General features: G+C 62.8%; 29 protein-coding genes. 12 read left to right on the forward strand and 17 right to left on the reverse strand.

All coding sequences use genetic code 11. The features are described from left to right. Nucleotides 1-25: 25 nt before the first annotated feature. From TX72_RS08080 to TX72_RS14225, 5 genes are all read left to right on the forward strand, one after another. The gene (locus TX72_RS08080; protein WP_011128467.1) at nucleotides 26-955 is read left to right on the forward strand and encodes a bifunctional riboflavin kinase/FAD synthetase; all 930 of its coding nucleotides are present in this window, start codon (nucleotides 26-28) and stop codon (nucleotides 953-955) included. 143 nt (nucleotides 956-1,098) lie between these two features. Then, nucleotides 1,099-2,148 carry a thiamine phosphate synthase gene (locus TX72_RS08085; RefSeq protein ID WP_011128468.1) on the forward strand — a complete coding sequence of 350 codons (1,050 nt, stop codon included), beginning with the start codon at nucleotides 1,099-1,101 and terminating at the stop codon, nucleotides 2,146-2,148. 3 nt (nucleotides 2,149-2,151) lie between these two features. After that, nucleotides 2,152-2,370, forward strand: a complete 219-nt coding sequence (gene thiS, locus TX72_RS08090) for a sulfur carrier protein ThiS (RefSeq protein ID WP_011128469.1) — start codon at nucleotides 2,152-2,154, stop codon at nucleotides 2,368-2,370. A gap of 26 nt (nucleotides 2,371-2,396) precedes the next feature. Further along, the gene (locus TX72_RS08095; protein ID WP_011128470.1) at nucleotides 2,397-3,332 is read left to right on the forward strand and encodes a DUF1517 domain-containing protein; all 936 of its coding nucleotides are present in this window, start codon (nucleotides 2,397-2,399) and stop codon (nucleotides 3,330-3,332) included. Between the two features lie 97 nt (nucleotides 3,333-3,429). Beyond that, nucleotides 3,430-3,588, forward strand: coding sequence for a DUF8633 family putative protein (locus TX72_RS14225; RefSeq protein ID WP_011128471.1), 159 nt, complete (start codon nucleotides 3,430-3,432; stop codon nucleotides 3,586-3,588). A gap of 3 nt (nucleotides 3,589-3,591) precedes the next feature. Here the strand turns inward: TX72_RS14225 and larB are convergent, their stop codons facing one another. Genes larB through era form a run of 6 tightly spaced genes read right to left on the reverse strand, consistent with a single transcriptional unit; the run spans nucleotide 3,592 to nucleotide 8,170 of the window. After that, complete coding sequence (larB, locus tag TX72_RS08100; protein WP_011128472.1) at nucleotides 3,592-4,242, reverse strand: nickel pincer cofactor biosynthesis protein LarB; 651 nt, start codon at nucleotides 4,240-4,242, stop codon at nucleotides 3,592-3,594. Further along, nucleotides 4,239-4,643: a TIGR03792 family protein gene (locus tag TX72_RS08105; RefSeq protein ID WP_011128473.1), complete on the reverse strand. Its 405-nt coding sequence runs from the start codon at nucleotides 4,641-4,643 to the stop codon at nucleotides 4,239-4,241. The genes larB and TX72_RS08105 overlap by 4 nt, the downstream gene beginning before the upstream one ends. Continuing rightward, nucleotides 4,640-5,839 carry a tRNA (guanosine(37)-N1)-methyltransferase TrmD gene (gene trmD, locus TX72_RS13265; protein WP_011128474.1) on the reverse strand — a complete coding sequence of 400 codons (1,200 nt, stop codon included), beginning with the start codon at nucleotides 5,837-5,839 and terminating at the stop codon, nucleotides 4,640-4,642. The genes TX72_RS08105 and trmD overlap by 4 nt, the downstream gene beginning before the upstream one ends. 6 nt (nucleotides 5,840-5,845) lie before the next feature. Then, nucleotides 5,846-6,310: a phycobiliprotein lyase gene (locus TX72_RS08115; RefSeq protein WP_011128475.1), complete on the reverse strand. Its 465-nt coding sequence runs from the start codon at nucleotides 6,308-6,310 to the stop codon at nucleotides 5,846-5,848. A 22-nt stretch (nucleotides 6,311-6,332) separates the two neighbouring features. After that, nucleotides 6,333-7,235, reverse strand: coding sequence for a phytanoyl-CoA dioxygenase family protein (locus tag TX72_RS08120; protein ID WP_011128476.1), 903 nt, complete (start codon nucleotides 7,233-7,235; stop codon nucleotides 6,333-6,335). Then, a complete protein-coding gene (era, locus tag TX72_RS08125; RefSeq protein WP_011128477.1) occupies nucleotides 7,235-8,170 on the reverse strand; it encodes a GTPase Era in 936 nt (311 codons plus the stop codon). Before era ends, TX72_RS08120 begins: the two co-directional genes overlap by 1 nt. Nucleotides 8,171-8,250: 80 nt before the next feature. On the opposite strand from era, the gene TX72_RS08130 reads away from it, so the two are divergent. After that, on the forward strand, nucleotides 8,251-8,772 hold the full coding sequence (locus TX72_RS08130) for a sll1618 family protein (RefSeq protein ID WP_011128478.1): 522 nt from the start codon (nucleotides 8,251-8,253) through the stop codon (nucleotides 8,770-8,772). 95 nt (nucleotides 8,773-8,867) lie between these two features. Here the strand turns inward: TX72_RS08130 and TX72_RS08135 are convergent, their stop codons facing one another. The 5 genes from TX72_RS08135 to TX72_RS08155 form a co-directional block, all read right to left on the reverse strand. After that, the gene (locus TX72_RS08135; protein ID WP_011128479.1) at nucleotides 8,868-9,599 is read right to left on the reverse strand and encodes a Bax inhibitor-1/YccA family protein; all 732 of its coding nucleotides are present in this window, start codon (nucleotides 9,597-9,599) and stop codon (nucleotides 8,868-8,870) included. 67 nt (nucleotides 9,600-9,666) lie between these two features. Next, a complete protein-coding gene (locus TX72_RS08140; RefSeq protein ID WP_011128480.1) occupies nucleotides 9,667-10,662 on the reverse strand; it encodes a PhoH family protein in 996 nt (331 codons plus the stop codon). 8 nt (nucleotides 10,663-10,670) lie between these two features. After that, the gene (rpsP, locus tag TX72_RS08145; RefSeq protein WP_011128481.1) at nucleotides 10,671-11,093 is read right to left on the reverse strand and encodes a 30S ribosomal protein S16; all 423 of its coding nucleotides are present in this window, start codon (nucleotides 11,091-11,093) and stop codon (nucleotides 10,671-10,673) included. A 78-nt stretch (nucleotides 11,094-11,171) separates the two neighbouring features. Next, entirely contained in the window at nucleotides 11,172-12,635 is a 1,464-nt protein-coding gene (gene ffh, locus TX72_RS08150; protein WP_011128482.1) for a signal recognition particle protein, read from the reverse strand. 58 nt (nucleotides 12,636-12,693) lie between these two features. Further along, nucleotides 12,694-14,655, reverse strand: a complete 1,962-nt coding sequence (locus TX72_RS08155) for an IMS domain-containing protein (RefSeq protein WP_011128483.1) — start codon at nucleotides 14,653-14,655, stop codon at nucleotides 12,694-12,696. A 101-nt stretch (nucleotides 14,656-14,756) separates the two neighbouring features. On the opposite strand from TX72_RS08155, the gene pdhA reads away from it, so the two are divergent. Next, complete coding sequence (pdhA, locus tag TX72_RS08160; protein WP_011128484.1) at nucleotides 14,757-15,842, forward strand: pyruvate dehydrogenase (acetyl-transferring) E1 component subunit alpha; 1,086 nt, start codon at nucleotides 14,757-14,759, stop codon at nucleotides 15,840-15,842. 19 nt (nucleotides 15,843-15,861) lie between these two features. On the opposite strand, the gene TX72_RS08165 is transcribed toward pdhA, so the two are convergent. Beyond that, nucleotides 15,862-16,803, reverse strand: coding sequence for an RpoD/SigA family RNA polymerase sigma factor (locus TX72_RS08165; RefSeq protein WP_011128485.1), 942 nt, complete (start codon nucleotides 16,801-16,803; stop codon nucleotides 15,862-15,864). A 324-nt stretch (nucleotides 16,804-17,127) separates the two neighbouring features. Here TX72_RS08165 and mnmA point away from each other — a divergent pair, with 324 nt between their 5' ends. Further along, nucleotides 17,128-18,318, forward strand: coding sequence for a tRNA 2-thiouridine(34) synthase MnmA (gene mnmA / locus TX72_RS08170; RefSeq protein WP_011128486.1), 1,191 nt, complete (start codon nucleotides 17,128-17,130; stop codon nucleotides 18,316-18,318). Here the strand turns inward: mnmA and TX72_RS08175 are convergent. Then, entirely contained in the window at nucleotides 18,282-19,679 is a 1,398-nt protein-coding gene (locus TX72_RS08175) for an apolipoprotein N-acyltransferase (protein WP_011128487.1), read from the reverse strand. The two genes, mnmA and TX72_RS08175, sit on opposite strands and share 37 nt — an antisense overlap. 52 nt (nucleotides 19,680-19,731) lie before the next feature. Between TX72_RS08175 and TX72_RS08180 the strand changes: the two genes are divergently transcribed. The 4 genes from TX72_RS08180 to sodX are packed head-to-tail and all read left to right on the forward strand — an operon-like array spanning nucleotide 19,732 to nucleotide 21,641. Further along, complete coding sequence (locus TX72_RS08180; RefSeq protein WP_011128488.1) at nucleotides 19,732-20,061, forward strand: phasin family protein; 330 nt, start codon at nucleotides 19,732-19,734, stop codon at nucleotides 20,059-20,061. A gap of 46 nt (nucleotides 20,062-20,107) precedes the next feature. Continuing rightward, complete coding sequence (locus TX72_RS08185) at nucleotides 20,108-20,734, forward strand: FKBP-type peptidyl-prolyl cis-trans isomerase (RefSeq protein ID WP_011128489.1); 627 nt, start codon at nucleotides 20,108-20,110, stop codon at nucleotides 20,732-20,734. Between the two features lie 44 nt (nucleotides 20,735-20,778). Continuing rightward, nucleotides 20,779-21,252 (forward strand): superoxide dismutase, Ni, encoded by a 474-nt coding sequence (sodN, locus tag TX72_RS08190; RefSeq protein WP_011128490.1) that lies wholly within the window; start codon nucleotides 20,779-20,781, stop codon nucleotides 21,250-21,252. 11 nt (nucleotides 21,253-21,263) lie between these two features. Then, nucleotides 21,264-21,641, forward strand: a complete 378-nt coding sequence (sodX, locus tag TX72_RS13270; RefSeq protein WP_011128491.1) for a nickel-type superoxide dismutase maturation protease — start codon at nucleotides 21,264-21,266, stop codon at nucleotides 21,639-21,641. Here sodX and TX72_RS08200 read toward each other — a convergent pair. The 4 genes from TX72_RS08200 to TX72_RS08215 are packed head-to-tail and all read right to left on the reverse strand — an operon-like array spanning nucleotide 21,595 to nucleotide 25,502. Beyond that, entirely contained in the window at nucleotides 21,595-22,263 is a 669-nt protein-coding gene (locus TX72_RS08200; protein ID WP_011128492.1) for a hypothetical protein, read from the reverse strand. The genes sodX and TX72_RS08200 overlap by 47 nt on opposite strands. A 43-nt stretch (nucleotides 22,264-22,306) precedes the next feature. Next, nucleotides 22,307-23,191 carry an indole-3-glycerol phosphate synthase TrpC gene (trpC, locus tag TX72_RS08205; protein WP_011128493.1) on the reverse strand — a complete coding sequence of 295 codons (885 nt, stop codon included), beginning with the start codon at nucleotides 23,189-23,191 and terminating at the stop codon, nucleotides 22,307-22,309. 23 nt (nucleotides 23,192-23,214) lie between these two features. Then, nucleotides 23,215-24,657, reverse strand: coding sequence for a dihydrolipoyl dehydrogenase (lpdA, locus tag TX72_RS08210; RefSeq protein WP_011128494.1), 1,443 nt, complete (start codon nucleotides 24,655-24,657; stop codon nucleotides 23,215-23,217). After that, nucleotides 24,654-25,502, reverse strand: coding sequence for a TrmH family RNA methyltransferase (locus TX72_RS08215; protein ID WP_042504369.1), 849 nt, complete (start codon nucleotides 25,500-25,502; stop codon nucleotides 24,654-24,656). Before TX72_RS08215 ends, lpdA begins: the two co-directional genes overlap by 4 nt. Nucleotides 25,503-25,509: the final 7 nt, after the last annotated feature.

Raw genomic sequence — 25,509 nt, forward strand, 5'->3', positions numbered from 1 at the left:
CAAAGCGCACCGTCTGCACCCCGCGTTGATCCCCCTTTGTTCGCCACAGGACGCCCGCAGGCCGACCGCTCTGGCACTGGGCAGTTTTGATGGGTTGCATGCCGGACACCGCCGTGTGATCGGCCAGGCCATCGCGGGTTCCACTGCGGTGCCCACTGTGGTGAGCTTCTGGCCCCACCCGCGGGAGGTGCTGTTCGGTGAAGCCCGACTGCGGCTGGATCTGCCCAGCGAAAAGCTGGAGCTGCTGCAGCCGCTGGGCATCGAGCAGCTGGTGCTGGTTCCCTTCACCCCGGAGCTGGCCCAGCTGAGTGCAGAAGCGTTCGTCAACACCGTGCTGCTGGACACCCTGCAGGCGCAGCGGATCGTCGTGGGGGCCAACTTCCGCTTCGGAAACAAGCGCAGTGGAGACGCTGACCTACTCCGCCAGGTAGCCGCGGCCAGGGGGGTGGAGGTGCTGGTGACGGAGATCGTGGAGGACGGCAACGGACGGATGAGCAGCAGCCGTATCCGCGCTGCGCTGGACATCGGCGATCTGGACACCGCCAAGTCCCTGCTGGGCCGTCCTTACCGTTTCCGCGGTCGGGTGGTGCGGGGCCGTGGTCTGGGCCGCGAACTGGGCTGGCCCACCGCCAATCTGCAGGTGGACGGCCGCAAGTTCCTGCCGGCACTGGGGGTGTATGCCGCCTGGGCCTGGGTGGACGGCGGGGATCAACCCCTGGCCGCTGTGATGAATATGGGTCCGCAACCGACGGTGGATCCCACCTCCCCCTCGGCTGTGGAGGTGCACCTGCTCGACCGCACGATCGAATTGGAGGGCCGTCAGCTGACGGTGGAACCCGTGCAGCGACTCCGCGGTCAGCAGCGGTTCAGCGGACTGGAGGAACTCAGTGCTCAGATCGGCCGAGATGCCGACCAGGCCCGGTCGCTCTTGTCGGTTCAGACCGGTGTTGGGTAAGCGTTGGCCAGGCCCCAGACGATGAACACGCCGATTCCCCCCAGCAACACGATGCCCCATACAAGAACGTGCATGGGACTGTCAGACCCACCATTCTCCATGACTCAAGGGAGTGCGATCCTCCAAAGGGTGCCACGAATCTGATGGGTTGCGAGTCGTCCTTGGATCCTCGTGTGGCAAGGCTGATCGATGCCAATCTCGATCGAGCCCGCGAAGGGCTGAGGGTCGTTGAGGACTGGTGCCGTTTCGGACTGGAGCGGGATGACCTGGTGATCAGCCTGAAGGATTGGCGTCAGCGACTCGGCAAGCTGCATCAGGAGCGCTACAAGCGAGCCCGCTCCACCGTCACCGACCCTGGTGCGGGCATGGAGCATCCGGCGCAGCTCGACCGTCACAGCCCCCGGCAAGTCGTGGAGGCCAACTGCGGCCGGGTGCAGGAAGCCCTGAGAGTGCTGGAGGAATACGGGCGCAACGTGGATGCCCCTCTGTCCGCTGAGGCCGCCGCCATCCGCTACGGCCTTTACGACCTGGAGGTGACCTGCCTCACAGCTACCAGCGGCAACAACCGTCGGAACCGGTTGCAGGACTGCCAGCTCTGCCTGATCACCAGCCCATGCCCTGACCTTGTCGATCGCGTGAAAACTGCTCTGCGCAGCGGTGTGGCCATGGTTCAGCACCGCTGTAAATCCGGAAGCGACCTGGAACGACTGGCGGAAGCCAGAACCCTGGCTGCTCTCTGCCGTGATCACGGCGCTCTGTTGATCATCAACGACCGGATTGATCTGGCCCTGGCAGTGGATGCCGATGGCGTTCATCTGGGTCAGGACGACCTGCCCACGGATGTGGCCCGTGGCTTGATCGGCCCCGGACGTCTCCTCGGACGCAGCACCCATTCCCTGAACCAGGTGGCGGAAGCACACCGCGAGGACTGCGACTACCTGGGTCTTGGTCCCGTCAACAACACCGCCGTGAAGCCGGAGCGGCCGGCCATCGGCGCTGCCTTGGTGGGTGAAGCGCTGGCCATCACGCACAAGCCGGTGTTCGCCATCGGTGGCATCAGCCAGGCCAACCTTGATGCGCTCATGGCAGTGGGGTGCCGGCGCGTGGCGGTGATCGGAGCGATCATGGGATCCGACAATCCCGAAAAGGCCAGTCAGAACCTGCTGAGCAGCCTGTCGCGCCCAACCCTTTAATCCATGGCTCTGAAGCTCACCGTCAATGGCGAAGTCCGCTGCCTGGACCCTGAGCCGATGCCTCCAACCCTCGAAGCGGTGATCGCCGCCTTGGGACATAACCCCCAGCTGGTGGTGGCAGAGCACAACGGTGTGATCGCGCCCCGTGGTGGCTGGGCCAGCACAACAGTGGGTGAAGGCGACAGCTTGGAGATCGTCACCATCGTTGGAGGTGGTTCCTAGAGTTGAACAAGTAATAGTTCGTTGTTTTGATCGCTCGGAAGCTCACCTGGACCCGCCGGTTGTTGGCCACCGTTCTGGTGCCACTGGTGGTGTTCGGCTTCGGGTTGATCAGTGCCCAACCGGCCGATGCCGCCCGCGGTGGTCGGATGGGGGGTGGCAGCTTCCGAGCCCCCTCAATGCCCCGCAGCGGCGGCGGTGGCTACCGCGGCGGTGGTTATGGCGGTGGCATGCGCGGCGGTGGCTTCGGCTTCCCGTTCATCATTCCGATCTTCGGATTCGGCGGCGGTGGACTGTTCGGCCTGCTGATCCTGATGGCCGTGGCTGGGGTTCTGGTGAACGCCTTCCGCGGAGGGGGCGGCGCCCCTGCCATTGGTGGAGGTTCGCCAATGCCGGCGGTCCCCAGCAAAGTCAATATGCTTCAGGTGCAGGTGGGGATGCTGGCCAGCGCCAAGTCGCTCCAGGAGGACCTGCGCAGACTGGCGGCCTCCTCCGACACCTCCAGCTCCAGTGGCCTGCAGCGGCTGCTGCAGGAATCCACATTGGCCTTGCTGCGACAGCCTGAGCTTTGGGTCTACGCCAATGCAGAAAGCGGCAGTGTGCCGTTCAGCAGCGCGGAATCCACGTTCAATCGGCTGTCGATGAACGAGCGCAGCAAGCTCGATGCCGAACTCACCAGCAATGTCGCCGGACAGAAGTTCACCGGCGGGACCACCGAGAACGTGGGCGATGCCGACGCCACCAATGAATTCATCGTGGTCACCCTGCTGGTGGCATCCACCGCAACGGCCAGCCTCAAGGGAGCCAGCACCGGTGAAGAGCTGCGCCAAACGCTGCGCATCCTCGGTTCAACGGCCTCCTCGGAACTGATGGCCCTTGAGGTGATCTGGCAACCGGAGGGCCGCGGCGATGTCCTCAGCGCCGAAGAACTTCTCACCGCATACCCGAATTTGCAGCATCTCTGAGGATCTGAAGATTTTCTTCCGCAGATCGAGCGCAATATGAGCACTTTTCCTCAGGATCAACACCTAGTTTTCGATTAAGCACATTTGATCGAATTCATTGGCTCCCAATCCACGCGCAATGGAATGGCAACAGGATGGGGAGCTCTCACGATCCGATTGGAGTGCTCTGATGAGCACACTGCAGCAGGTTGAAACCGATCACAACTCCGCTGAATTGGAGCGATTGGGAGAGATCAACGACGGCCAGGCAGGCTGACCCTCAACGATTCCGCAGCATCCGCAACGCTGCCATAGCTGCTCCATAACCATTGTCGATGTTGACCACGGTCAACCCAGGTGCACAGCTGGCCAGCATGCCCTCAAGAGCTGTCCTGCCTCCCTGGCTAATGCCATAGCCAACAGAAACCGGAACACCGATGATCGGCTGCGGCACCAACCCGGCCAACACCGTCGGCAGAGCCCCTTCCATGCCGGCGCAGGCGATCAACACAACAGCAGACTCCAGTCGTGGGAGCTGGTCCAGCAGCCGATGCAGGCCCGCCACCCCCACATCCATCAGCGGATCCACGGCAATGCCATGGCAGCTCAGGGCAAGAGTTGCTTCTGCCACGACGCTGCGATCACTGCTGCCACCACTGAGCACCGCCACGGGCGGCGGTCCGGGTGGCGGGGCAGGCAGTTCCCCAAGGGTCAGACAGCGGGCATGAGCATGAGCCTTCACAGCAGGAAGAGCTGCCAGCACCGCATCGGCCTTCTCAGGTGACACCCGGGTCACCAAACCCAACTCATCGGCCGCTGAAAACCGCTCCAGGATCGTGATGATCTGCTCGGCGGTCTTGTGCTCACCCCAGACCGCCTCGACCATGCCAAGCCGCTCCCGTCGCTTCAGGTCAAGGCGAGCGTCGATCATCGAGACGGCAGCTCCTGAACCTGGAGTTCGCCTTCCGCCAGCAAGGGGAACAACGGCCCTGCGGCCGGATCCCGCTTCAAGGCCTGATTCACCTGGGCCTCAAAGACCTCCTGCACCCGCTCCACCTCGGCAGCAGGAATGGCTTTCCATTGCTCACGGCTGCTCCAACGGATCAGCAGCAGGCCCTCCTCTCGCTGTGGATCCCAGAACAGCTGGCGACCTTCGAATCCAGATTGCTGCTCCAGCCAGGGCTGCCAGCTGCTTGCCTCGGCCTGCAACCAGAGCTCGCGATGGGAGGCCGGCACAGCTAGTCGCAACTGTTCAATCACCCCCTGCTCCGCCATGGCCGGTGCTGCAACCCCCAGCAGCATGGCCAGAAGCAGTGCGATGGCGCGAGTCACGGCTGGCCCAGCAGGACAACGGCCTGACAGCTGATGCCTTCCTCCCGCCCCTCCGGTCCCAGCCGTTCGTTGGTGGTGGCCTTCACACCAACGGCATCGGCAGCGATCCCGATACGGGTTGCGATATTGCCGCGCATCGCCTCGATGTGAGGTTTCAGCTTGGGCCGCTCGGCGATCACCACCGCATCGACGTTCACCACCTGCCAACCCCGTTGCGTCACCAAGGCCACCACCTGCTCCAGCAGCTGGAGGCTGTCGGCGCCCTTCCATTGCGGATCCGTCGGCGGGAAGTACTTGCCGATGTCTCCGAGCGACAGCGCACCAAGCAGGGCATCCATCACCGCATGCACCAGCACATCGGCATCGCTGTGGCCATCAAGGCCAAGCCCATCGGGATGCTCCAGGGTGACCCCACCGAGGATCAGCGGTCGGCCCTGCACCAACCGGTGGATGTCATAACCGTTGCCGATCCGCATCTGCATGGCCGCTCCTGCGTCATCACGCGCCATTCTCCAGCGTGCATAGAGATCGGGGCGACGATCCCGCGTGCGTTGCTCCCGCTGCTGCTGGCGCCAGGTCTCGATGGCGGCGTGGTTTCCGCTCCGCAACACCGCCGGCACCGCCATGCCCTGGAACTCCGCCGGTCGGGTGTAGTGGGGATGTTCCAGCAACAGCGCGCTGTGGCTTTCCTCCACCAGTGACTGGGCTGTGCCGACCGTTCCCGGCAACAGCCGCACCACCCCATTGATCACGGTCATCGCCGGCAGCTCGCCACCGGTGAGCACGAAATCACCGACGGACACCTCCTCATCGACAAGGCTGCGGATGCGTTCATCAAAGCCCTCGTAATGGCCGCAGAGCAGCACCAGCTGATCATGGTCATGGGCCCAACGCTGCAGATCGGCCTGCTGCAGAGGGCGCCCCTGGGGTGACATCAGCAGCACCCGAGCACCGCTGCGCCGGGGAATCGACTCCACCGCTGCGAACACCGGTTCCGGCTTCAGCACCATGCCGGCGCCGCCCCCGTAGGGCTCATCGTCCACCTTGCGGTAGCGGTCGGTGGCGAAATCGCGGGGGTTGTGGAGATGCAACTCGGCAATGCCGCTACCGAAGGCACGACCGATCACCCCCAGCTCGAGCAAGGGCGCAAAGGCCTGCGGCGCCAGACTCACCACATCGAGGCGATAGGGCGCCATCAGGGTTCAGGCGGCTGCTTTGGACACCCGGCGGATGTCCGTGCAAAAACTCCCCTGCCGCGGCGTTCCGTCCTGATCGGTGGCCGTGGTGCTGCGCAGTCGCAGATTGGCGCGGGTGAACCAGATCCGCTCCTGAACCGTCATCCCATCCGGGCGCGACAGGTTCAATTCCATGCTGCCGTCAGGCCAGAAGCGCCACTGCCCCGCGGATGTTCCATCGATGGCCAAAGCACCATCGCGAAGAAACCGAAGGGTGGTGCTGGCGCCTCCAGGGGCGGTCACCACCAGCTCCCCTTCCGCTTCATCCACTGCTTCGCCGAAACGCACCACCAGCTCTCCGCGTTCGCTGCTGTGCCAGTCATCGTCGCCGCCGCTTGAGAGCTCAAAGCTGCTGCGCAGGCTCATCCACTCGCCGGCACAGAGCCCGAGAAACGCTGCGGCATCTACCGGAGGGAAGGGTTGGTCGCTCATCAATCCATCTTCTCAGTCGGCTTCACCAGGTGAAGGGCAAAAACGGGTAGGGACGGTTCCAGCCGTAGAGGGCAAGGCGCTCACGTCCTGGTTGAGCGGCCCCACGCCGATGGAAGGCGAACACATCCGCTAGCACCAGGGTGTTGGCTCGGCAGGGCAAGGTCACCGGCGCCGGCAGCCCAAGGGCCTCAAGATCCTTCTCCTGGATTCGAAACGAGCCGGAGACATCCGGCTGCTGCTGGTTGCGAATCGCCGCATTGGCGGTGACCTGCTCCCAGCGCAGCCGCTCTGGGGTGAGCCGATGGCTGCCGGGCACCACTTCAAAAGGACCATCCTCTGCCGTGACCGGCCTCAGGAACAGCCAGAACTTCAGCGCCCGAAAAAATGTGTCGCGGTGCAGATCCTTCTGCAGATCCGGCGTGCGGCTCTCTTCACCGTGAACCGTGAGGTAAACGTCCAATTTGCGCGAATCCATCGGCACACCGATCACCTGGCGGGACCAACGGCTGAGGCGGGGATCGCGGGTCACCGCCGCCGCATGGGGCAACGTCACGGGATCGATGTGCAGAAATCGGTTGAGTGTGCCGCCGTCGTAGCGATCGAACCCCCCGGGGAACGGCTGTTTGGGCTGGAATCCTGTTCGCGCGTTGGCGGGCATCGGATGCTGCTCCTGAGCGGCAGCCAGGTGAGCCTCCACCTCATCCCGCACGGCCCTGAATGTCGGCTCCGGCAACACGTCCGGCACCACCAGAAAGCCATCCCGCTCCAGCTGGCGCTCCTGGACCGGTCTCAACCAGCGGCGCCAGCGGCAGAGCGCCTCCGCCAGCTGCAAGCGACGGCGATGCAACTGCCAACTGTGATTGAGCGCAGGCTGCCCCACCCATGGGTCACGGAAGCTCTTGGTGCGGCTGAGCAGCGACAGCATCAGGACTCCACCCCGTAGCCCAGCTCGGCCAGCCGGGCCGGTTTGCTGCGCCAGTCGGGAACCACCTTCACGAACAGCTCCAGATACACCGGCCCGTCGATCAGGGTCTGCATCTGCAGCCGGGCGCCCTGGCCGATGGTTTTGAGCATCGCCCCGCCTTTGCCGATCAGAATTCCCTTCTGGCTTTTGCGCTCCACCATCACCGTGGCCAGCACAGCCGTACGCCCGCCACCCTTGCCGCCAGCAGGCAACTCCTCTACGCGATCGATGGTCACCGCAACGCTGTGGGGAATCTCCTCTCGGGTGTGCAGCAACACCTGCTCCCGGATCAGCTCTCCCATCAACACCCGCTCCGGTTGGTCAGAGACCATCTCCGGGGGATACAGCTGCGGGCCCAGGGGCAACTGCGCCGCCATCGCCGAGCTCAGTGCGCTGCAGCCCTCTCCGGACAGGGCACTGCAGCGGTGAATCGGCCAAGCCGTCTCCTTAAGCAGCTCGCCGTAGGCCGCCTCTGCCTCCGCCTGACGATCCTCCGGCAGCTTGTCCCATTTATTCAGGGCCACCAAGACCGGCAGCGGCTGCTGCCGCAGCAGCTTGACGATGAAGGCATCCCCACGCCCCGGACGCTCACAGCCCTCCAGCAACAGCACCACCAGATCCACTTCGCCGATGGCACTGCGGGCGCTCTGCACCAACCGTTCCCCCAGCAAGTGGTGGGGTTTGTGAATGCCTGGGGTGTCCACAAGCACCATCTGGGCGTCCTCGGTGGTGAGGATGGCCCGCAGACGGTTACGGGTGGTCTGGGCCACAGGCGAGGTGATCGCCACCTTCTCCCCCACCAGCTGGTTCACCAGGGTGGATTTGCCCACGTTGGGCCTGCCGATCAGTGCGATGAAGCCGGAGCGGTGGTTCTCCGACGACGAAGTGGAAAGCATGACGCAAGTCTGCGCCGTCACTGTCCCCGTTTCGTTGTGCAGTTCCGGCCATAGCCTGGCCTGCAGGGCAGATCACGGCCATGGCGGAGCAGCAACCCACCTTCCAGCAGGCGATGGAGATCACCGCTGCCTGGCTGCAGCAGTGGGAGAACGAGGAGATCACCGATGAGGTGCTGGCGGACCGAATCGGTGAAATGGTGTCCAGCCGCGACGGCGCTCGGGGGTTCTTTGTGGTCAGCCTGGCTGGCGACAGCGCGCTGATGGATCGACTGCCGGATGCTGTGGTGGGGCAGTTGCGTGCCGCCGGCTCGGGCGTGGTGGATCTGAGCGTACGCAACCTGGCCATGAGCACAGCGATGGCGGTTACCCACGGCCGCTCCGGTGACAGCGCTCAGCAGTCAGGATCGCAACGGGTGAGCAGCCGCTGCTCGGAATTGCTGCGTCAACTGGAGCCGGCCCTCGTCAAGGAGCGGCTGGAGCAACTGCTGGAAGCAACGGTCGACAACACAGGCGCCGATGTCGCCTTTCTGGAGAAGTGGGGCTACGACGCCGAGCAGCGTGTTGCGATCAGCAAGAGCGTCTACGCCGTCGCCGACGACTGAGGGCTGACACTAACCAACAAAAAAGCCCCGGATCATCCGGGGCTGCAGGAAGAGAATCAACGTCGAAAGGATCAATCCCAACGGGGTCAACCGTGTCAGTCGCGGCGGCCACCGCCGTTGAGCACGATGATCAATCTCAGGATAAAGATGAACAGGTTGATATAGGTGAGATACATGCTGAGGGCACCCGCCAGGTACTGCTCATCCCGATAAGCACGAGGCATTGTGTAGAAGTCGACGAAGGCTGCGCCAACGAACAGCACCGTGCCGAACCCGGCAATCATCAGCTCGAAGCTGGTTCCATGGAACATCGCCGGAGCGAAGATTCCACCAATGAATTGAACCACCATTGCCAGGATCAGGCCGATCAACCCCAGACCGACAACACCAGAAAGAGCCTGACCGACGCTGTCGCTCATGCGACGCCCCACAATCGAGGCGATCACAAAGGTGATGCCGGTTGCCAGAGCAGCGGTTCCGACGGCTCCGACTCCGGCAACCGCACCCGCGAGAGCCACCAGTCCACTGAGGGTGAAACCAGTGATCAGGCTGTAAACGGCCAGAAGTGGCAACGCCGTGGCGTTGTTGCCCTTCATCGCGACGTTCTGCGCCACAAAGAAGAGAATCAAATTGCCGATCACTGCCACCCAGAACAGGGGCATGAACATCGGCGTTGCCATCATCGACAGGCCACCGATCACCCCGACGGAGGTGAGGACCATGCCGCCACCGACGTAGGGCAGGGCTTTGTTGACCACATTGGGCCCAACCAGGGCGCTGGACTGCGCGTCGCGGATGGCCTGTTGGAAGTTGCTGCTTGCTGGCATGTCGACCAGACCACAATCACTCCAAACATCCTGCCAGCGTTGACAAGGGTCTGGGGTTCGGATCTCCCTATCGACGCACAGGCCTTGACGAGCGCTGGTCGTCGAGGCTGGCATAGGCCTCCACCACCCGCTGCACCAGCGGATGTCGCACCACATCGGCTGACGTCAACCGACACACGGCAACGCCTTCAACGCCATCCAGCACATCGGAAGCTTCCACCAGACCACTCGGAACGCCCTGGGGAAGATCAACTTGGGTGATGTCACCGGTGACCACCATCCGAGAGCGCTCGCCCAAGCGGGTCAGGACCATGCGCATCTGGGCCGGTGTGGTGTTCTGCGCCTCATCAAGGATCACAAACGCGTCACTGAGGGTGCGTCCCCGCATGTAGGCCAGCGGAGCCACCTCAATCACACCTTTCTCCAGCAACACCGTTGTTTTGTCCGGCCCCAGCAGGGCATGTAGAGCGTCGTACAGCGGCCGAAGGTAGGGATCCACCTTCTGCTGCAGATCGCCGGGAAGAAACCCCAGTCGCTCTCCCGCCTCAACAGCTGGTCGGGTCAGGATCAATCGTTCCACCTTGCGCTCCGTTAGCATCCGCACTGCCAGAACCGTGGCCAGAAAGGTCTTGCCCGTTCCCGCGGGTCCAAGCGCGAAGGTGAGGTCGTGCCGCTCCATGGCATCGACGTAATGCTTCTGCCGCAGCGTCCGCGGTCTGAGCATCGAACCGGTCTGACTGCGCGCCAGCACCTGCTCTCCCATCGCAGCATGGTCGTCGCCCTGACCGCGGCTGAGGGCACCAAGAGCAGCCTGAAGATCCACGCTGGAGACGGCTTGCCCGTCCTGCCAGATCGGCCTCACCAGTTCCACCACCGCAGCGGCCCGCTCGATCTGCGTCGGCCGCCCGGTGATCATTAATTGAAGGCCCCGCAACACCAACGACGCTCCTGTCAGAGCCTCGAGGCGATGCAGAGTGGTTTCTGCAGCTCCAGCAAGGGCCAAAGCGGCCTCAGGATCGGGAAGATCAAAAATGAAGCGGCTGCGAGCGCCGTCCTCAGGCACCGGGGAGATCAGCCTTCGCTGGATTCGGTCTCACCGTCAGGGGCGTCTTCAGCCTTGGCAGCCTCAGCAGCGGCTGCGGCTTCCGCTTCCGCGGCTGCCTTGGCTTCAGCAGCTTCCTTGGCGGCCTGCTTGGCCTCTTCCTCGCGCTTGGCAGCCTGCTTGGCTTTACCAACGGTTTCCGCAGGGCGGATCGTCTTTTCAATCAGGCCACCGCGCTCGAGCAGCGTGCGCACCACATCGGTGGGCTGAGCACCTTGGCCAAGACGCTCACGAATCGCCTCGGTGTCGAGACGGGTCTCTTTGGTACGAGGGTTGTAGAAGCCAAGCTCCTGGAGCGGACGCCCATCCCGGCGGGAGGTGCTGTTGCAGGCCACGAGGCGGAAGCTCGCTTCCCGCTTCTTACCGAACCGCTTCAGGCGGAGCTTGATCATCGTGGCCTTGGTGTGGAGGTTGGAAAGTGATTCAGGCAGTGCCGCAGCAGCCGCCAAACAACCACCATACCTTCCGGCCTAAAGATCTCCGAAACCGCGACGCTTTTTAGCTGGCTTCTGGCGCTTTGGAGAACCGCCGCGACCGGGGGGCCGCCCACCGCCACCCGGCATACCGCCCATGCCAGGCATTCCTCCCATTCCCGGCATTCCTCCCATGCCAGGCATACCGCCCATTCCCGGCATTCCACCACGACTCATCTGCTGCATGAAGCCACGCATCTTCTGAAAGTCCGCCAGCACCTTGTCCACATCGGCCGGTTGATGACCACTGCCAGCGGCGATGCGGCGACGACGGGACGGCTGACCGGCCAGCAGATCGGGGTTTTCCCGTTCCTTCGGTGTCATCGAACCGATCATCGCTTCGATCCGTTTCAACTGCTGCTCCCCCTGCTTGAGTATCCCGTCGTCGAGCTTGTTCATGCCCGGGATCATCTTCATCAAGCCCCCGAGCGACCCCATCCGCTTGATCAGACGCATCTGCTGCACGAAGTCCGAGAAATCGAACGTCGCCTCCTGCAGCTTTTTCTGCATCTTCTCGACATCGGCGAGCTCAACCTCCTTCTGGGCCTTCTCCACCAGCGTCAGCACATCGCCCATGCCGAGGATGCGGCTGGCCATCCGTTCGGGATGGAAGGGCTGGAGCGCCTCCACCTTCTCGCCGGTGCCGATGAACTTGATCGGCTGACCGCTCACCTTGCGGATTGAGAGGGCGGCACCCCCGCGGGAATCACCATCCAGCTTGGTCAGCACCGCACCAGTGATGCCCACCTGATCGTGGAAGGCACGGGTGAGCTCAGCAGCCTCCTGGCCGATCATCGAATCCACCACCAGCAGCACCTCGTCGGGCTGCACGGCGGTGCGGATCCGCACCATCTCCTCCATCATCTCGGTGTCGATCTGAAGGCGACCGGCGGTGTCCACCAGCAAGGTGTCGAAGCCCTCCTCCTTCGCCTTGGCCAGACCAGCCGCCGCAATCTCCTCCGGCTTGGCCTCCGTTCCCAGGCTGAACACCTCGACCCCGATCTGACCCCCGAGGGTCTTCAGCTGCTCAATGGCTGCCGGTCGGTAAACGTCGGCACCCACCATCAGGGCACGACGCCCCTGATCCTTGAGGTGCAGGCCCAGCTTGGCTGTGGCCGTGGTTTTACCCGCACCCTGCAGACCTGCCATCAACACCACCGTTGGCGCCTCAGCCGCTTTGGCCAGAGGGGCGTTATCGCCCCCCATGACCTCCACCAGCTGCTCGTGCACCACCTGGATGAACTTCTGATCCGGACTGACACCACGCACCACCTCGGCACCGACGGCCTTCTCGCGCACATCGGCAACAAAGTCCTTGACCACCGGAAGGCTTACGTCGGCTTCCAGCAGGGCACGACGCACATCTTTCAGCGCGACTTCAACGTTGGTGTCGCTGATCTTGTCCTGGCCTTTCAGCCCTTTGACCGCATCCTCAAACCGGGCTGACAGCTCGTCGAACATTGGGGCGGCTCTGTGGATTCAGTAGCACGATCGTAAAAAGCGATGCTGCGACGAAGAATCAACCTTGTGGGATGTAGGCCGTCAGCTTCCACTGATCACCGTCACGACCCAGGATGTAGGTGATCGTGAGGCTGCCCGGCACAGTGCGATCCACAACGGTGCCGGATCGATCGGTGGTGCTGTCGCTGTAAGCCACCTGGGCCTGCAATTCGATGCGACGCGGCTGGCGACTGACGACGTCGAGGGATGTCACCGAAGCCTTGACAACCGTGGTGGTACCAGCAACGACGGCCTTAGACCGTTCCCGATCAACCTGATCAATCAAGCGCTGCCGCGCCACCACAGGAAGCTGAGAGGGCTGGCCCTGGAGAGCCTGGGCCTTGCTGTCAAGCCAACCCTGAACAAGCATCCGCAATTGAGCGTCATCGGGCGCATCACTCAGCAGAGGTTGCAGCTGAGCTGCGACCTCGGACGCCTCAGGTTGAAGGATCGCCTGCGGTTTCAGGGTTGCGGAATCCTGGGCGGACGGCTTGGGTTCAACGGCGTCCTGACGATCCGGCTCGGGTTGCAAGACCACCGGAGCCGTCTCCCGGGGACGCAGCATCACAGCGGCGGCCAAGGCGGCCACCAGGCCTACCACCAGTGATGCAGCCAACCATCTGAGACGGTTGGACAACCTTTGGTTCGCCGGATCGGACGAAGGAGCCTCCTCCGCCGGCAAGTGGTCGTCGTCCAACGCCGCTTCATGCGGCGAGCTGGCATCAGCCGACGGCGCAGAGCTCAATCCAGCCCCTGTCACCGTTGCAGCAGAGCCAAGACGGGCCGACTGGCGATCGATGCGATCGACGTAGGCCTGCACATCACGGTCTGCAAACCAGGCGTCTAAGTCAACGCCGGCGGCATCGACATCCCGATAACCAGGAAGTACATCCCGTTCAAGCCAAACCCTGCAGTACTCGCACTGGGCCGCAAGATGGTCGCCGGGATGCTCCGCCAGCCAGCTCAGGAGCTCCTCGTCACGGATGGCACTGAAGTGCAGCGAGGCCTCCGCAACATTGCCCAGCAACAGATCAAGACAGCCCAGCAGCGGCATCGGATCCAGATCGGATGCCACCAACCGCTGCAGCTGTTCGCGGGCCTGCTCGAGGAACTCAGGCTTCCGTCGCGAATAGCCCGCAGCCGCCAGGGCAAACACCGCCAGACAACCGGCTTCGATGGAGCCCTCCGCGAACCAACCACGGAAGAGATCGACCTGCTCCTGCACCGTGAGAAAGCGGCGGATCTGCTGGAAAAACGATTCGAAATCGGCCTGCCCCATGGCAGCTGGGGTCTCGGAATCCAGACCCTCAGGATCCAAACCGCCCCGATCGCGCACCAGTTGATCCAGCAGGGAGATTCCCTGCTGGCGGGCGTCGGCATCGGACAGATCCCGGCTCAGCAGATCCAACACCCGATAGGGCAGCAGGTCATCCAGCTCCTGCTGGAGGCGGGCCTGCTGATCCGGCAACTTGCCCATTCTCTGCTGCAATTCGATGCCGTCCCGCAGCAGTTGTGCAGCGGATTCGTAACGCCGCTGCTGCTGTTCATCCCGGGCCGCGTCGCGGCAAGCGAGAGCTGCCAGCAGCGTGAGATCTGCTTCACGGCCACTGCCAAGGGCTGGCGCCTGAGGCGGCTGCAGACCCTGACGGGCGAGTTGGAATGCTTCCAAGGCCGCTCCGGCCTCCCACAGCAGGATCAGACCAGCCACTTCGCTGCTGGCAGCGAGATCGAGGCCGACGGTCTCATTGGGATGGGTCGCGCTCAACGACAGCAGCGCTGCCTCGTAGTCAGCCCTTTCACTCGGATCCGTCAGCAGATCAGCTGATCGATGTAACAGCGCCTGCCGCTGCAGTAATCCCTCATGGGTGAACCCATCGTCCGGCGGACTGTCGCTGCGTGTCTGGAGACGCCGCAGGATGGAGGCTGGATCGGCGGAAGGACTGACACCCAGCAGCCGGAAATGATCGATGGGCAGATCCAACGTCCACAGGTCCCCAGAGGGGGAACTTTAGTCAGTGTCAGGGATTTTGCCCATCGCACAACGGCTGGCCCTTACAGTCACCCCCATTGATTAGGACGGTCATGGGTCAGGACCTTGCGGTCGACACCGCCCCCATCGGCAGCGCAGCCGCTGGTCCCCACGCCGAACGCCTGTCAAACCTCGTCACAGCCAAGCGGGCCACGGTGGACCGGGAGACGGGTCTGGAGCTGTTCCGCGATATGACCCTCGGCCGTCGCTTCGAGGACAAGTGCGCGGAGATGTACTACCGCGGCAAGATGTTCGGGTTCGTTCATCTCTACAACGGTCAGGAGGCCGTGAGTACAGGGGTGATCGGCGCCATGAAGCGCCAGCACGATTGGTTCTGCAGCACCTATCGAGACCACGTGCATGCCCTGAGCGCCGGTGTTCCAGCGCGGGAGGTGATGAGTGAGCTGTTCGGCAAAGAAACAGGATGCAGCAAGGGGCGGGGTGGTTCCATGCACCTCTTCTCCAAGGAGCACCACCTGCTGGGGGGCTTCGCCTTCATCGCAGAGGGCATCCCCGTTGCTCTGGGGTCAGCCTTCACCAGCCGCTACAAGCGTGATGCCCTGGGGGACGCCTCCAGCAACGCCGTCACAGCAGCGTTCTTCGGTGATGGCACCTGCAACAACGGCCAATTCTTCGAGTGCATGAACATGGCGCAGCTATGGAAGCTGCCGATCCTGTTCGTGGTGGAAAACAACAAATGGGCCATCGGCATGGCCCATGACCGTGCCACCAGTGATCCGGAGATCTGGCGCAAAGCGGCGTCGTTCGGCATGGCCGGCGAAGAGGTGGACGGCATGGACGTGCTAGCGGTCCGCGCCGCAGCCCAACGAGCCGTGGAACGGGCGCGCGCCGGGGAAGGTCCCACCCTGCTGGAGTGCCTGACCTATCGATTCCGTGGTCACTCCCTGGCGGACCCCGATGAACTCCGCGCTGAACAGGAGAAACAGTTCTGGGCCCAGCGCGACCCGCTCAAGGCTCTTGAGCGCGACCTCTGCGAGGCCAATCTGGTGAGCAGCGACGAACTGCGAAGCATCGAGAAAGAGATCGATGCCATCGTTCAGGATTGTGTGGAGTTCGCCCTCTCGGCGCCTGAGCCCGATCCAACGGAGCTCACCCGCTACATCTGGGCCGAAGACTGACCCAGATCTGTTTGGCTGCTCAGATTCCGCTGGGCAGCCGACGGGTCAGATTGCGCAACTTGCGCAATGCCTTGAGCTCCACCTGACGAACTCGTTCACGGGAAACGTCCATCAGCCGACCGATTTCAGCCAGGGTGTGACGCTCGTTGCCTTCGAGTCCGAAGCGAAGCTTCAGAACATGCTGCTCCTGCTCGCTGAGATGACTGAGCCAGCGTCCAAGCTGTTCGTGGTGGATGCGTTGCTCAACGATGTCGAGCGGCTCATCCAGGGAGGAGTCTGCAATCAGGTCACCCAGGAAACTGCGTCCTTCCTCCCCGTTCACAGGGGCGTCGAGGCTGCTAGTGGTGAGAGCCTGCCTCAGCAGTGAGTCGAGCTCGTCCAAGGGAATGTCCATCGCTTCTGCGATTTCCACCCGGCTGGGCATCGCGCCAAGCTTGTGAGCCAGATCAAGACTCACCTTGCGAATCGTGGTGAGGCGCTCGCTGAGGTGAACCGGAAGCCTGATGGTGCGGGACTGACAGGCGATGGCACGGGTCATGCTCTGGCGAATCCACCAGAAGGCGTACGTGGAAAATTTGTATCCGCGGGTGGGGTCAAACTTCTCAACAGCACGCTCGAGGCCTAAAGATCCTTCCTGGATCAGATCCAACAATTCCAGACCTTTCCCTTGATATTTCTTGGCAACACTCACAACAAGGCGGAGGTTGGCCTTCATCATCCGTTCCTTCGCCCGTCGACCGATGCGGAGCATCCGCCGCTGCTTCCCCGTCAGCTCGTGGTCTTCGAAGGTTTTGGAGCCGTCTTCGGTCAGGGTCATCATCGCCTGGACCTGATTGCCCAGTTCGATTTCTTCTGCCGGGGTGAGCAGAGGAATTCTGCCGATCGTGGCCAAATACCAACTGACAGGATCGCTACTGCGGCGGCGCTGAGAGTCGGTGGGTTTCTGAGCTGTTGAAACCATTGCGTGTCCTCCGCCGTGGTGACAAAACTTTCTTATGAAGATCCAAAAAACAGAAGTGTTTTCAGCAACCTTTCAGATTTGTGCGAGCAAATCGAAACACTTCAAGATTTCCTCGTATTTGATTCGAAACGCTCGATTTGGACTATTGCCCCTAAACAATTTTTCGTGTCGAAAGCGTCATAAACCAAAATTGCCTTCAACACAATTGTCCCGAAAACGTCACATCAATTCTGCGGTTCAGCTGGAACTTGGGTGATCGGCTCGACCAAACCCAATCGACACCGCTTCACGACCCCACACACTGGAGGAAGGTCAATACCGTCGATGAGCAGCGCCACCAGCTCAACTGATCGCCTCCCCACCGCAGCAGGAGATGCAGCATTGCAGCGGCTGAGGACTTGGCCGGGCGAGCACCGCGTCGCCGTTGGTCTCTCCGGTGGAGTGGACAGTTCCCTGACCGCAGCACTGTTGGTCGAAGCGGGCTGGGAGGTTGAGGGCCTCACCCTTTGGTTGATGAGTGGTAAGGGCGCCTGTTGCGCCGAAGGTCTCGTGGATGCAGCCGGAATCTGCGAACAGCTCGGCATCCCCCATCACGTGGTGGACACCCGGGACACCTTTCAACGGGAAATCGTGCAGCGGCTAGTGGACGGCTACCGCGAAGGCATTACGCCCTTGCCCTGCTCTCAGTGCAACCGTTCGGTGAAGTTTGGGCCGATGCTCGACTGGGCCGCCGAGGAACGGGGGCTGCCCCGGATTGCCACAGGCCATTACGCCAGGATCCGCCATGGCGGTGAGCAAGGCCGGCATCAGTTGTTGCGAGGGCTCGACAGTCGCAAGGACCAGAGCTATTTCCTCTACGACCTGCCCCAGGAGGTGCTGGGAAGGATAGTGTTCCCCCTCGGCGAACTCACCAAAGCCGACACCAGAGGGGAAGCAGCCCGGCACGGCCTGCGCACCGCAGAAAAACCGGAAAGCCAGGATCTCTGCCTTGCGGATCACCATGGCTCCATGCGGGCGTTTCTCGACGCCTATCTGCCTCCACGACAAGGCGAGATCGTGCTGAGTGACGGCACAGTGGTTGGTGAGCATGACGGCATCGAGCACTTCACCATCGGTCAACGCAAGGGGCTGGGTGTGGCCTGGCGGGAACCGCTCCACGTGATCCGGCTCGACCCCGCCATGAATCAGGTGGTGGTGGCGCCCCGGGCGGAGGCGGGTCAACGCAGCTGTGTGGTGGGGGCAATCAATTGGGTCTCCATCGCACCGCTCCAGCAGCCACTGGAGCTGGAGGTTCAGGTGCGCTATCGCAGTGAGCCGGTTGCAGCACAACTCACCCCGATTCCCCACACACCAGAGGATGAAGCGCGCCAGCGGCCTCACCGCTGCCGGCTGCAATTCCTCGATGATCAGTTCTCCATCACCCCCGGACAGGCCGCCGTCTTCTACAGAGGAGAAACGGTGCTTGGGGGAGGGTTGATTCAGCGGGACGACCAGGCCCAGACCAACCGCGAATAACCCGTCAGCTGTTGACGCCGTTGGAGCTCGGCCGCCGCGACAGCGTCGGTTTGCGGCTCCAACAACCGCTGCACTGTTCCATCCGCCGACACAAGCGCCGTCGGCCCCGTATTCGCGACACTCAGCACATCCCGACCGGTTTCGATCGCCCGCAGCTGAGCCAGGGCCAGAAATTGCCGTTGCAACAACTGGGGATAGGGATCGAGATTGGCAATCGTCAACAACCACTCGGCACCCTGTGCCGTCGCTTTAGCCAAAGCCCGTCCGTCACTGATCTCGTAGCAGATCGCCACAGCAAAAGGTGATGGCCAGACATTCACAAACCGCGAGGCATCTCCTGGCTGGAGCCCCCCCACCGCCGACAACCCCCGGGTGAGACCGGCCGGCAACGGTGGCAACCACTCACCGAGCGGCACCAGGCGATGCTTATCCACGAGAGGCTCCACCCCCGCACGATCGGGCCTTGCCAACAACACACTGCTGCGCTGCTGCCCCCGAACCCAGCGAAAGCCGCCGCTGATCAACGGCACGGGCAAAGGATCCTCATCGGCCTGCCAGCGGAACGGCAGGGTTCCCTCCGGCGCCACCAACGCCTCCACCTTCAGAGACTGAGCCTGTTGCAAGGCCGAGGACAGCGCCGACTGGAAGCGCCGCTGACGCTCCGGGCTGAATTTCTCACGGGTGGGAATCGCCGGCTGCCAGGCACCAAGTCGCAGGGCAGCGAGGGCGGGTGGTGGACTCAAACTGAGTGCACCCATGGCATGGGCCAGCAGAAGGGAGATCAACCACCAGGCGCAGCGTCGCCCCCGACGGCGCCAGAGCTGCCAGAGCCCCCAACCCCAGAGCAGCTGGAGCGTGGCCAGTCCGCCACTGCCCAGCCAGCGGCCCAGGCCAGCCAAGGGGCGATCCAGGGGCAACACGCTGCCTCCAACACCGATCCAGAACAACGGAGACCCCTCAAGCAGCAACTCGGCTGCCCCCCAGACCAAGGCCAAAAGCAGCACTGCTCCGAACCGCCAAGTCCCGTCCCTCCGCCGGCACAACCGAGCCAACAGCGACCACAGCAATAGCAACAGAGCTGCAGCAACTCCGCAGCTCAGCCAGATCGCCACAGCCACCGGCAGGCTGAGCCAGGCCGGCAGACCCATCCAGGTGAGTGGATGCAAGCCAAGCAGCCAGCGGTGGCTGAGCAACACACCAAAAAGGCCCCAGAGCGCCGCATCACGCGGTCGTTCCACCAGCGACCACAGCAGAGCCAGAGCAGGCAGCATCGATAACGGACCGGCAACTCCAGGGGCCAGTCCGGCCAGGAGGCCACCCAGAACAGCTCGCAGCAGTGGCTGGGATCGGAGATCGCCCATGGTCAGCGATGCGCAGCAGCGTCATCCTGATGCCAGGCCGCAACTGAGACGGATGGAATCCGGCAACCCTCTGCAACAACTGCTTCTGCGCGGCCTCGGCACCACGAGCCTGGTGGCCGATCGTCTGCGCGGGGTCACCCAGGACTGGGTCAGTCGCGGCCGGCTGGACCCCAATCAGGCCTCAGCGCTTGTGGACGATGTGATGAAGGCGCTTCGGGGGGAAACACCGGAACTTGAAGAGAAGGTGGAGCGAGACATCTGGCGCAACCGCGACAACCTCCTGCAGGACATCGGTGTGGCCAGTCAGAAGGAACTCGATGAACTGCGTGGCCGCATCGACCGGATCGAGCAGCAACTGCGTCAGTTGAATCGAGCCGACTAGGCCAACCGTCCGGGGGCCAGAATCAAGGCCATTCGATGCGGCAGTCATGCGCGACATCCTGATCAGCTCCACGGTCTGCGTGCTCTGCCTGCTGCTAGCCCTGGTCAGTCAGCTGGTGGCCCCATCCACAGTCGACGCAGCAGCCGTCGATGCAGCAGCAGCCACCAGCACCGCCGCAACCGCCAGCGTTGTCGCCAAGACCACCAGCGCAGTAGCAGCGCGGCCCAGCTTCGAGCTGGACCCAGAGGATCCCAACCCAACCTTGTTTGCCATGGCTCCCGACACCAACCAGGCCGATGCCTCCGCCCTCGGCGGCCCCCTTGATGCCCCTGATACTCAGATCACAGCCAGCGGCCTGAAAATCATCGAACTGCAGGTCGGAGAAGGAGCGGAAGCCGCCTCCGGCCAGACCGTTTCAGTGCACTACCGGGGAACCCTTGAGAACGGCAAGCAATTCGACGCCAGCTACGACCGGGGCACCCCGTTCACCTTCCCCCTCGGAGCCGGACGGGTGATCAAAGGCTGGGATGAAGGGGTGGACGGCATGAAGGTCGGCGGCAAGCGCAAACTGGTGATCCCGCCGGATCTCGCCTATGGCAGCCGCGGTGCTGGCGGCGTCATCCCCCCCAACGCCACTCTGGTGTTCGAGGTTGAGCTGCTCGACGCGAAGTGATGGGCCGCAGCTAGGCTCGCTTTAAGCACTTTCGTTCCCAACCGATGCTGCGCTCGGCCCTCACCGCCCTCGTTCGCGCCCTTCCGTGCCCTGCGGCGGAAGCCCATTGCGACGGACCCTGCGGCGTCTATGACCCAGCTTCTGCCCGTGTCGCGGCTGAAGCCGTCCTTTCCATGACGAAGAAGCTCAAGGCCATGGAGGCGCCAGCGGCAGGTGACGCTGCGGCTCTTGCTGCTTACAACAACACCTTCGGTCGCTACGTGGCCATCAAGGAGGAGGAAGCTCAGAAGACCAAAAAGGAACTGCTGATCCTGTGGACCGACTATTTCAAGCCGGAGCACCTGGCCACCTTCCCCGATCTGCACGACACGTTCTGGAAAGCTGCCAAGCTCTGCAGCGCCTGCAAGGTCAACATCGACCAAGCCAAAGCTGAGGAACTGATGGCTGCCGTTGAGAAAGTCCACGGCATGTTCTGGCAATCCAAGGGCCGCAGCGACGCCTGGGTCACCGCCTCCTGAATCGCAACCCCTTGTTCTCTCCCCTAGCAGCAGCAGGTCTTCAGGATCTGCTGCTGTTTTTTTGTGGCCGTCGGCAGCTGTTGAAAGTCCAGGGGGAGTCCATGCTTCCGCACCTGGGCCCCGAAGACCGAATCCTGGTGAACCAGCGGCGCCGTCCCCAACCCGGTGAAGTTGTCGTGGCATGGCATCCCAGCAAACCGGGGGTTCGTCTGATCAAACGGATGCATGGGATGGATGCCAACGGCATGCACCTCCTGGGTGACAACCCTTCAGCAAGCACCGACAGCCGTCAGCTGGGGCCCATCCCCTCGGGGTTGCTGATTGGTGTGGCTACGTCCTGTCTCAGAAGATCGCCGCCGACGTCTTCTGCAACCAAATGGCACCCGTGACAATCGAGAGGGCACCGGTGCCACCCACCAGCCAGGGCAACAACCGTGCACCGCTGCGCAGCGTAAGGAAGGACACCACAGCAACCACCGCAACCATCGCAGCAATGGAGCCGCAGAGGTACGCCATCAGGTAGCCAAATGCAGCGACGGGAGGCAACGCCAAAGCAGGGATCACAGCCAACAGGTGGCTGGCGCCGGCCAGTCCATGCAGCAGCCCCAGTCCAGAAGCGGCATGGGCATGGCGCCTGTGGTTGCTTTGTCCACGCACATGCAGATGCAAGTGCTGGTGCGGTTGATCACCCTCGTGGTGGTGCTCATGACTGTGCAGCTCAAGACCGAAGGCCGTTCTCACCGCCAGGGCACCCACCACCAGTAGAGCGACACCCACCAGAAACTCGGCCCAGGAGGACATCGTCTCAACATGGACCAGATCCTTGAGCCCGATTGAGATCAAAGCGAGGATCACAACTCCGGCCGAATGACCGGCCCCCCAGGCGAAGCCCGCACGCAGAGCCGGCATGGGCTTACGCAACGAAAAGGGAGCCATCGCCACCAGATGATCAGCGCCACCAACGACGTGAACAGCACCGGCAGCGAAACCGGTGAGGATGCTGATTAGCAAGGCACAACCCCTAAAACAATCATTCTGCAGGACTGTTTCTTGCTCAGCCGTGGATCAGGTTTGTCAGGGCCGACTGAACATCCTGTTGACGCATTAAGGCTTCGCCAACCAGCACGGCATCGGCGCCAGCGGCCTTGACCCGGTCCAGATCTGAACGGTCAAAGAGGCCTGACTCACTCACCAGCAACGAGCCCTGATCCTGAAGACGGTCGCCGAAGCGTTCCATGAGCTGCTCGGTGGTGGATAGATCCGTCTCGAAGCTGGTGAGATCACGGTTGTTGATGCCAATCAACGGGAAGCCCCCGAGGTTGAGCACCCGCTCCAGCTCGGCGGCGTCATGCACCTCCACCAGCACATCAAGACCCAGAGCGGCAGCGGCCTTCTTCAGGTACTGCAGATCCTGATCCGTGAGGATCGCTGCAATCAGCAGCACGGCATCAGCACCGGCCGCGCGGGCCTGGAACAGCTGATAAGGGCTGAGGACGAATTCCTTGCACAGCAGAGGCAGATCCACCGCCTGCCGCACCTCCACCAGCACGTCGAAGCCGCCCTGAAAAAAGGTCTTGTCGGTGAGCACAGACAGGCAGCGTGCACCGCCGGCGGCGTAGGCCTCGGCGATCGCGACAGGATCGAAATCCTCCCGGATCACCCCCTTGCTGGGGCTTGCCTTCTTCACTTCCGCGATCACGGCAGGCTGCACAGGGGCCTCGCGCAGGGCAGCGAGGAAGTCCCTTGTCGGCGGCAGATCCTCGATCTGCCGTTTGAGGGTCTGCAGCGGCACCCGCTCGCGGGCGGCATCCACTTCACGGTCTTTGGCCCAGACGATCTTTTCGAGAATGTTCTTGGGTTCCTCCTCGTCGTGGGGAACGGCGTACTCCAGATGCGCCACGCGCACCTTCGGATTGGGGGGACGACGACGGATCTCCATGGCAATCAGAAAAAAGGGCGGACTCAGGCGGTGAGCTGGGAGGCAGCCTGCTTGTAGGCCACTTCCACCACTTCACTGAGAGTGGGATGGGTGTGCACCTCCGTGGACAACTGCCGCACGCTCTGACGACGGGCCACGGCATTGGCGACCTCCTGAATCAGATCAGCGGCATGCAGCCCATAAATATGAGCGCCCAGCACTTCACCACTGCTCTTGTTGAACAGCAGCTTCATCAGGCCGTCGCTTTCAAGCTCCGCCAGTGCCTTGGAATTGGCCTTGAAATAGCTGCGAACAGACCCCAACTGAAAACCATCGGTTTCAGCGAGCTGCTTGGCCTCCGCCTCCGTGAGTCCCACCGAACTGATCTCCGGATGGGTGAAGGTGGCAGCAGGGATGCTGCGGTAATCGATGGTGCGGTTCTGGCCAAGGATGTTGTCCACCGCAACGGTGCCCTGAGCCGCAGCCGTGTGGGCCAGCATCAGCTTTCCGGTGACGTCGCCAACGGCCCAGAGATGCGGCACCGGCTGACCGTTGACCAGAACCCGCATGCTGTCGTCGATGGGCACAAAGCCGCGGTTGGTCTCGATGTTGAGCGACTCCAGGTTCAAGCCTTTGCTGCTGGGCACACGGCCGGTGGCCACCAGCACGGCATCCACTTCAAGCGTCTCCACCAGTTCACGGCTGTTGAAGTCCGCCAGATCGATCCGCACAGGGCAGCCAGGGGTCACCTTGCTAGCCAGAACACCTGAACGGGCGTCAATATCCCGGCCATCGATCAGGTGACGTCCAGCGATCTTGGCAATGTCGGGGTCAAAGGTGGGCATCACCCGATCAAGCGCCTCGATCATCGTCACCTCGCAACCAAGGGCGGTGTAGACGTCAGCGAACTCGAGACCGATGTAGCCGCTGCCGACAATGGCGATCCAGCGCGGCAGCCACTCGAGGTTGATGGCTTCGTCACTGGTGAACACCGTGCGGCCATCGGTTTCGATCCCAGGCGGCACAAATGGATCGGAGCCGGTCGCCACGATCACATCTCTTGCGCTGAGGACCCGGTCGACACCACTGGGTTCGCGCAATCCAACCCGCTGGGATCCCTCAAGACGGCCATGCCCCCGCAGGATTGTGACGCCCGCTCTCTCGAGAGTCTTGGTCAAGTTGGTGCGAATAGTCTGCACCAACTGGTTGGCGTGATCAGCGATCTTCTGCCGTTCGAACCGCACAGGTGCCGCGTGGATCCCGAAACTGGCCAGGTGCTGATCATCGGCCAGTTCCCGCACCTTGCCACTGGCTGCCAGCAGCGCCTTGGACGGCACACAGCCGCGATTGACACAGGTGCCTCCCATGTCCCGCGATTCAATGATGGCGGTTTTAAGGCCGTGTTCTGCGGCATGTTTGGCGGCATCGAAGCCGCCGTAACCGGCGCCGATGACGATGACGTCGAAGTCGAAGCTGGCGTCGCTCACCCGGACTGCTGCGTTGTGGCAGTCATTGTCGCCCGTCGTCGCTCCAGCAGGAGGGGGACAGCTGCCGCCGCCACATTCAGCGACTCCACCCGGGAACTGTGGGGCAATGTCACGGCATGGGTGCAGCAGGCCAGCAGCTCAGGGTGCAGTCCAGCCCCCTCCGTACCCAGCACAAGAGCTGTCGGCAGCCGCCAGTTGAGCTCCCAATACGGCACCGGACGGATCGGAACTTGAGAACCAGGAACCAAGGTGGCCACCACCTGCATCCCACCGGCGGCAAGACGTTTCAGTTCGTCCGTTAGTTGGCTGATTGCTGTGTCTTCATCAGGGCCAAAGCGGTGGTGTGGCAACTGCAGCAGCGCTCCAGCTGAAGCACGCAGGCTCTTGCTGCCAAGAGGGTCAACGCCCGAGCCCAACCAGACGTTCTGAACATCAGCAGCCAGCGCCGTACGCAACAACGTTCCAAGGTTCCCCGGATCCTGAATTCGATCCAGCACCAGCAGGAAATGGGCATCCTTCGGTGCCAACGGCAGAGCGCTGTAAGGGCACAAGCTGGCCACGCCATCGGGAGTGACGGTGCTCAACGCCGCTGTGAGCACCTCATCGGTGACAAGGCGACGGGGTATTGCCTGGTTCACGCCCACCAGGAGCTGAGCGTGCCGCTGATACCAGCGCTCTGTCGCAATCAACTCAGCCGGCTGAAGCTTGAGTCGCACCAGCTCCTGCAAAAGATGGGTGCCCTCGAGCAACAGAAGTCCTTCCTCCTCGCGTCCTGCACGGCTGGACAAGGAGCGCAACCGCTTGACCAGAGGGTTCCTGCGGCTGCTGATCAATGTGTCCGACACACCCAGC

It is taken from the genome of Parasynechococcus marenigrum WH 8102 (assembly GCF_000195975.1).
GTDB classification, from domain to species: domain Bacteria; phylum Cyanobacteriota; class Cyanobacteriia; order PCC-6307; family Cyanobiaceae; genus Parasynechococcus; species Parasynechococcus marisnigri.

Bases quoted from the DNA above. Each gene is read 5' to 3' on its own strand.
- TX72_RS08115 (WP_011128475.1), bottom strand. From the start codon at position 6,310: ATGAGCGACCAACCCTTCCCTCCGGTAGATGCCGCAGCGTTTCTCGGG.
- TX72_RS08085 (WP_011128468.1), top strand. From the start codon at position 1,099: ATGGGTTGCGAGTCGTCCTTGGATCCTCGTGTGGCAAGGCTGATCGAT.
- era (WP_011128477.1), bottom strand. From the start codon at position 8,170: ATGCTTTCCACTTCGTCGTCGGAGAACCACCGCTCCGGCTTCATCGCA.
- thiS (WP_011128469.1), top strand. From the start codon at position 2,152: ATGGCTCTGAAGCTCACCGTCAATGGCGAAGTCCGCTGCCTGGACCCT.
- mnmA (WP_011128486.1), top strand. From the start codon at position 17,128: ATGAGCAGCGCCACCAGCTCAACTGATCGCCTCCCCACCGCAGCAGGA.
- TX72_RS08175 (WP_011128487.1), bottom strand. From the start codon at position 19,679: ATGGGCGATCTCCGATCCCAGCCACTGCTGCGAGCTGTTCTGGGTGGC.
- TX72_RS08180 (WP_011128488.1), top strand. From the start codon at position 19,732: ATGGAATCCGGCAACCCTCTGCAACAACTGCTTCTGCGCGGCCTCGGC.
- TX72_RS08120 (WP_011128476.1), bottom strand. From the start codon at position 7,235: ATGCTGTCGCTGCTCAGCCGCACCAAGAGCTTCCGTGACCCATGGGTG.
- TX72_RS08165 (WP_011128485.1), bottom strand. From the start codon at position 16,803: ATGGTTTCAACAGCTCAGAAACCCACCGACTCTCAGCGCCGCCGCAGT.
- larB (WP_011128472.1), bottom strand. From the start codon at position 4,242: ATGATCGACGCTCGCCTTGACCTGAAGCGACGGGAGCGGCTTGGCATG.
- TX72_RS08185 (WP_011128489.1), top strand. From the start codon at position 20,108: ATGCGCGACATCCTGATCAGCTCCACGGTCTGCGTGCTCTGCCTGCTG.
- ffh (WP_011128482.1), bottom strand. From the start codon at position 12,635: ATGTTCGACGAGCTGTCAGCCCGGTTTGAGGATGCGGTCAAAGGGCTG.
- rpsP (WP_011128481.1), bottom strand. From the start codon at position 11,093: ATGATCAAGCTCCGCCTGAAGCGGTTCGGTAAGAAGCGGGAAGCGAGC.
- TX72_RS08130 (WP_011128478.1), top strand. From the start codon at position 8,251: ATGGCGGAGCAGCAACCCACCTTCCAGCAGGCGATGGAGATCACCGCT.
- TX72_RS08135 (WP_011128479.1), bottom strand. From the start codon at position 9,599: ATGCCAGCAAGCAGCAACTTCCAACAGGCCATCCGCGACGCGCAGTCC.
- trmD (WP_011128474.1), bottom strand. From the start codon at position 5,839: ATGGCGCCCTATCGCCTCGATGTGGTGAGTCTGGCGCCGCAGGCCTTT.
- trpC (WP_011128493.1), bottom strand. From the start codon at position 23,191: ATGGAGATCCGTCGTCGTCCCCCCAATCCGAAGGTGCGCGTGGCGCAT.
- sodN (WP_011128490.1), top strand. From the start codon at position 20,779: ATGCTGCGCTCGGCCCTCACCGCCCTCGTTCGCGCCCTTCCGTGCCCT.
- pdhA (WP_011128484.1), top strand. From the start codon at position 14,757: ATGGGTCAGGACCTTGCGGTCGACACCGCCCCCATCGGCAGCGCAGCC.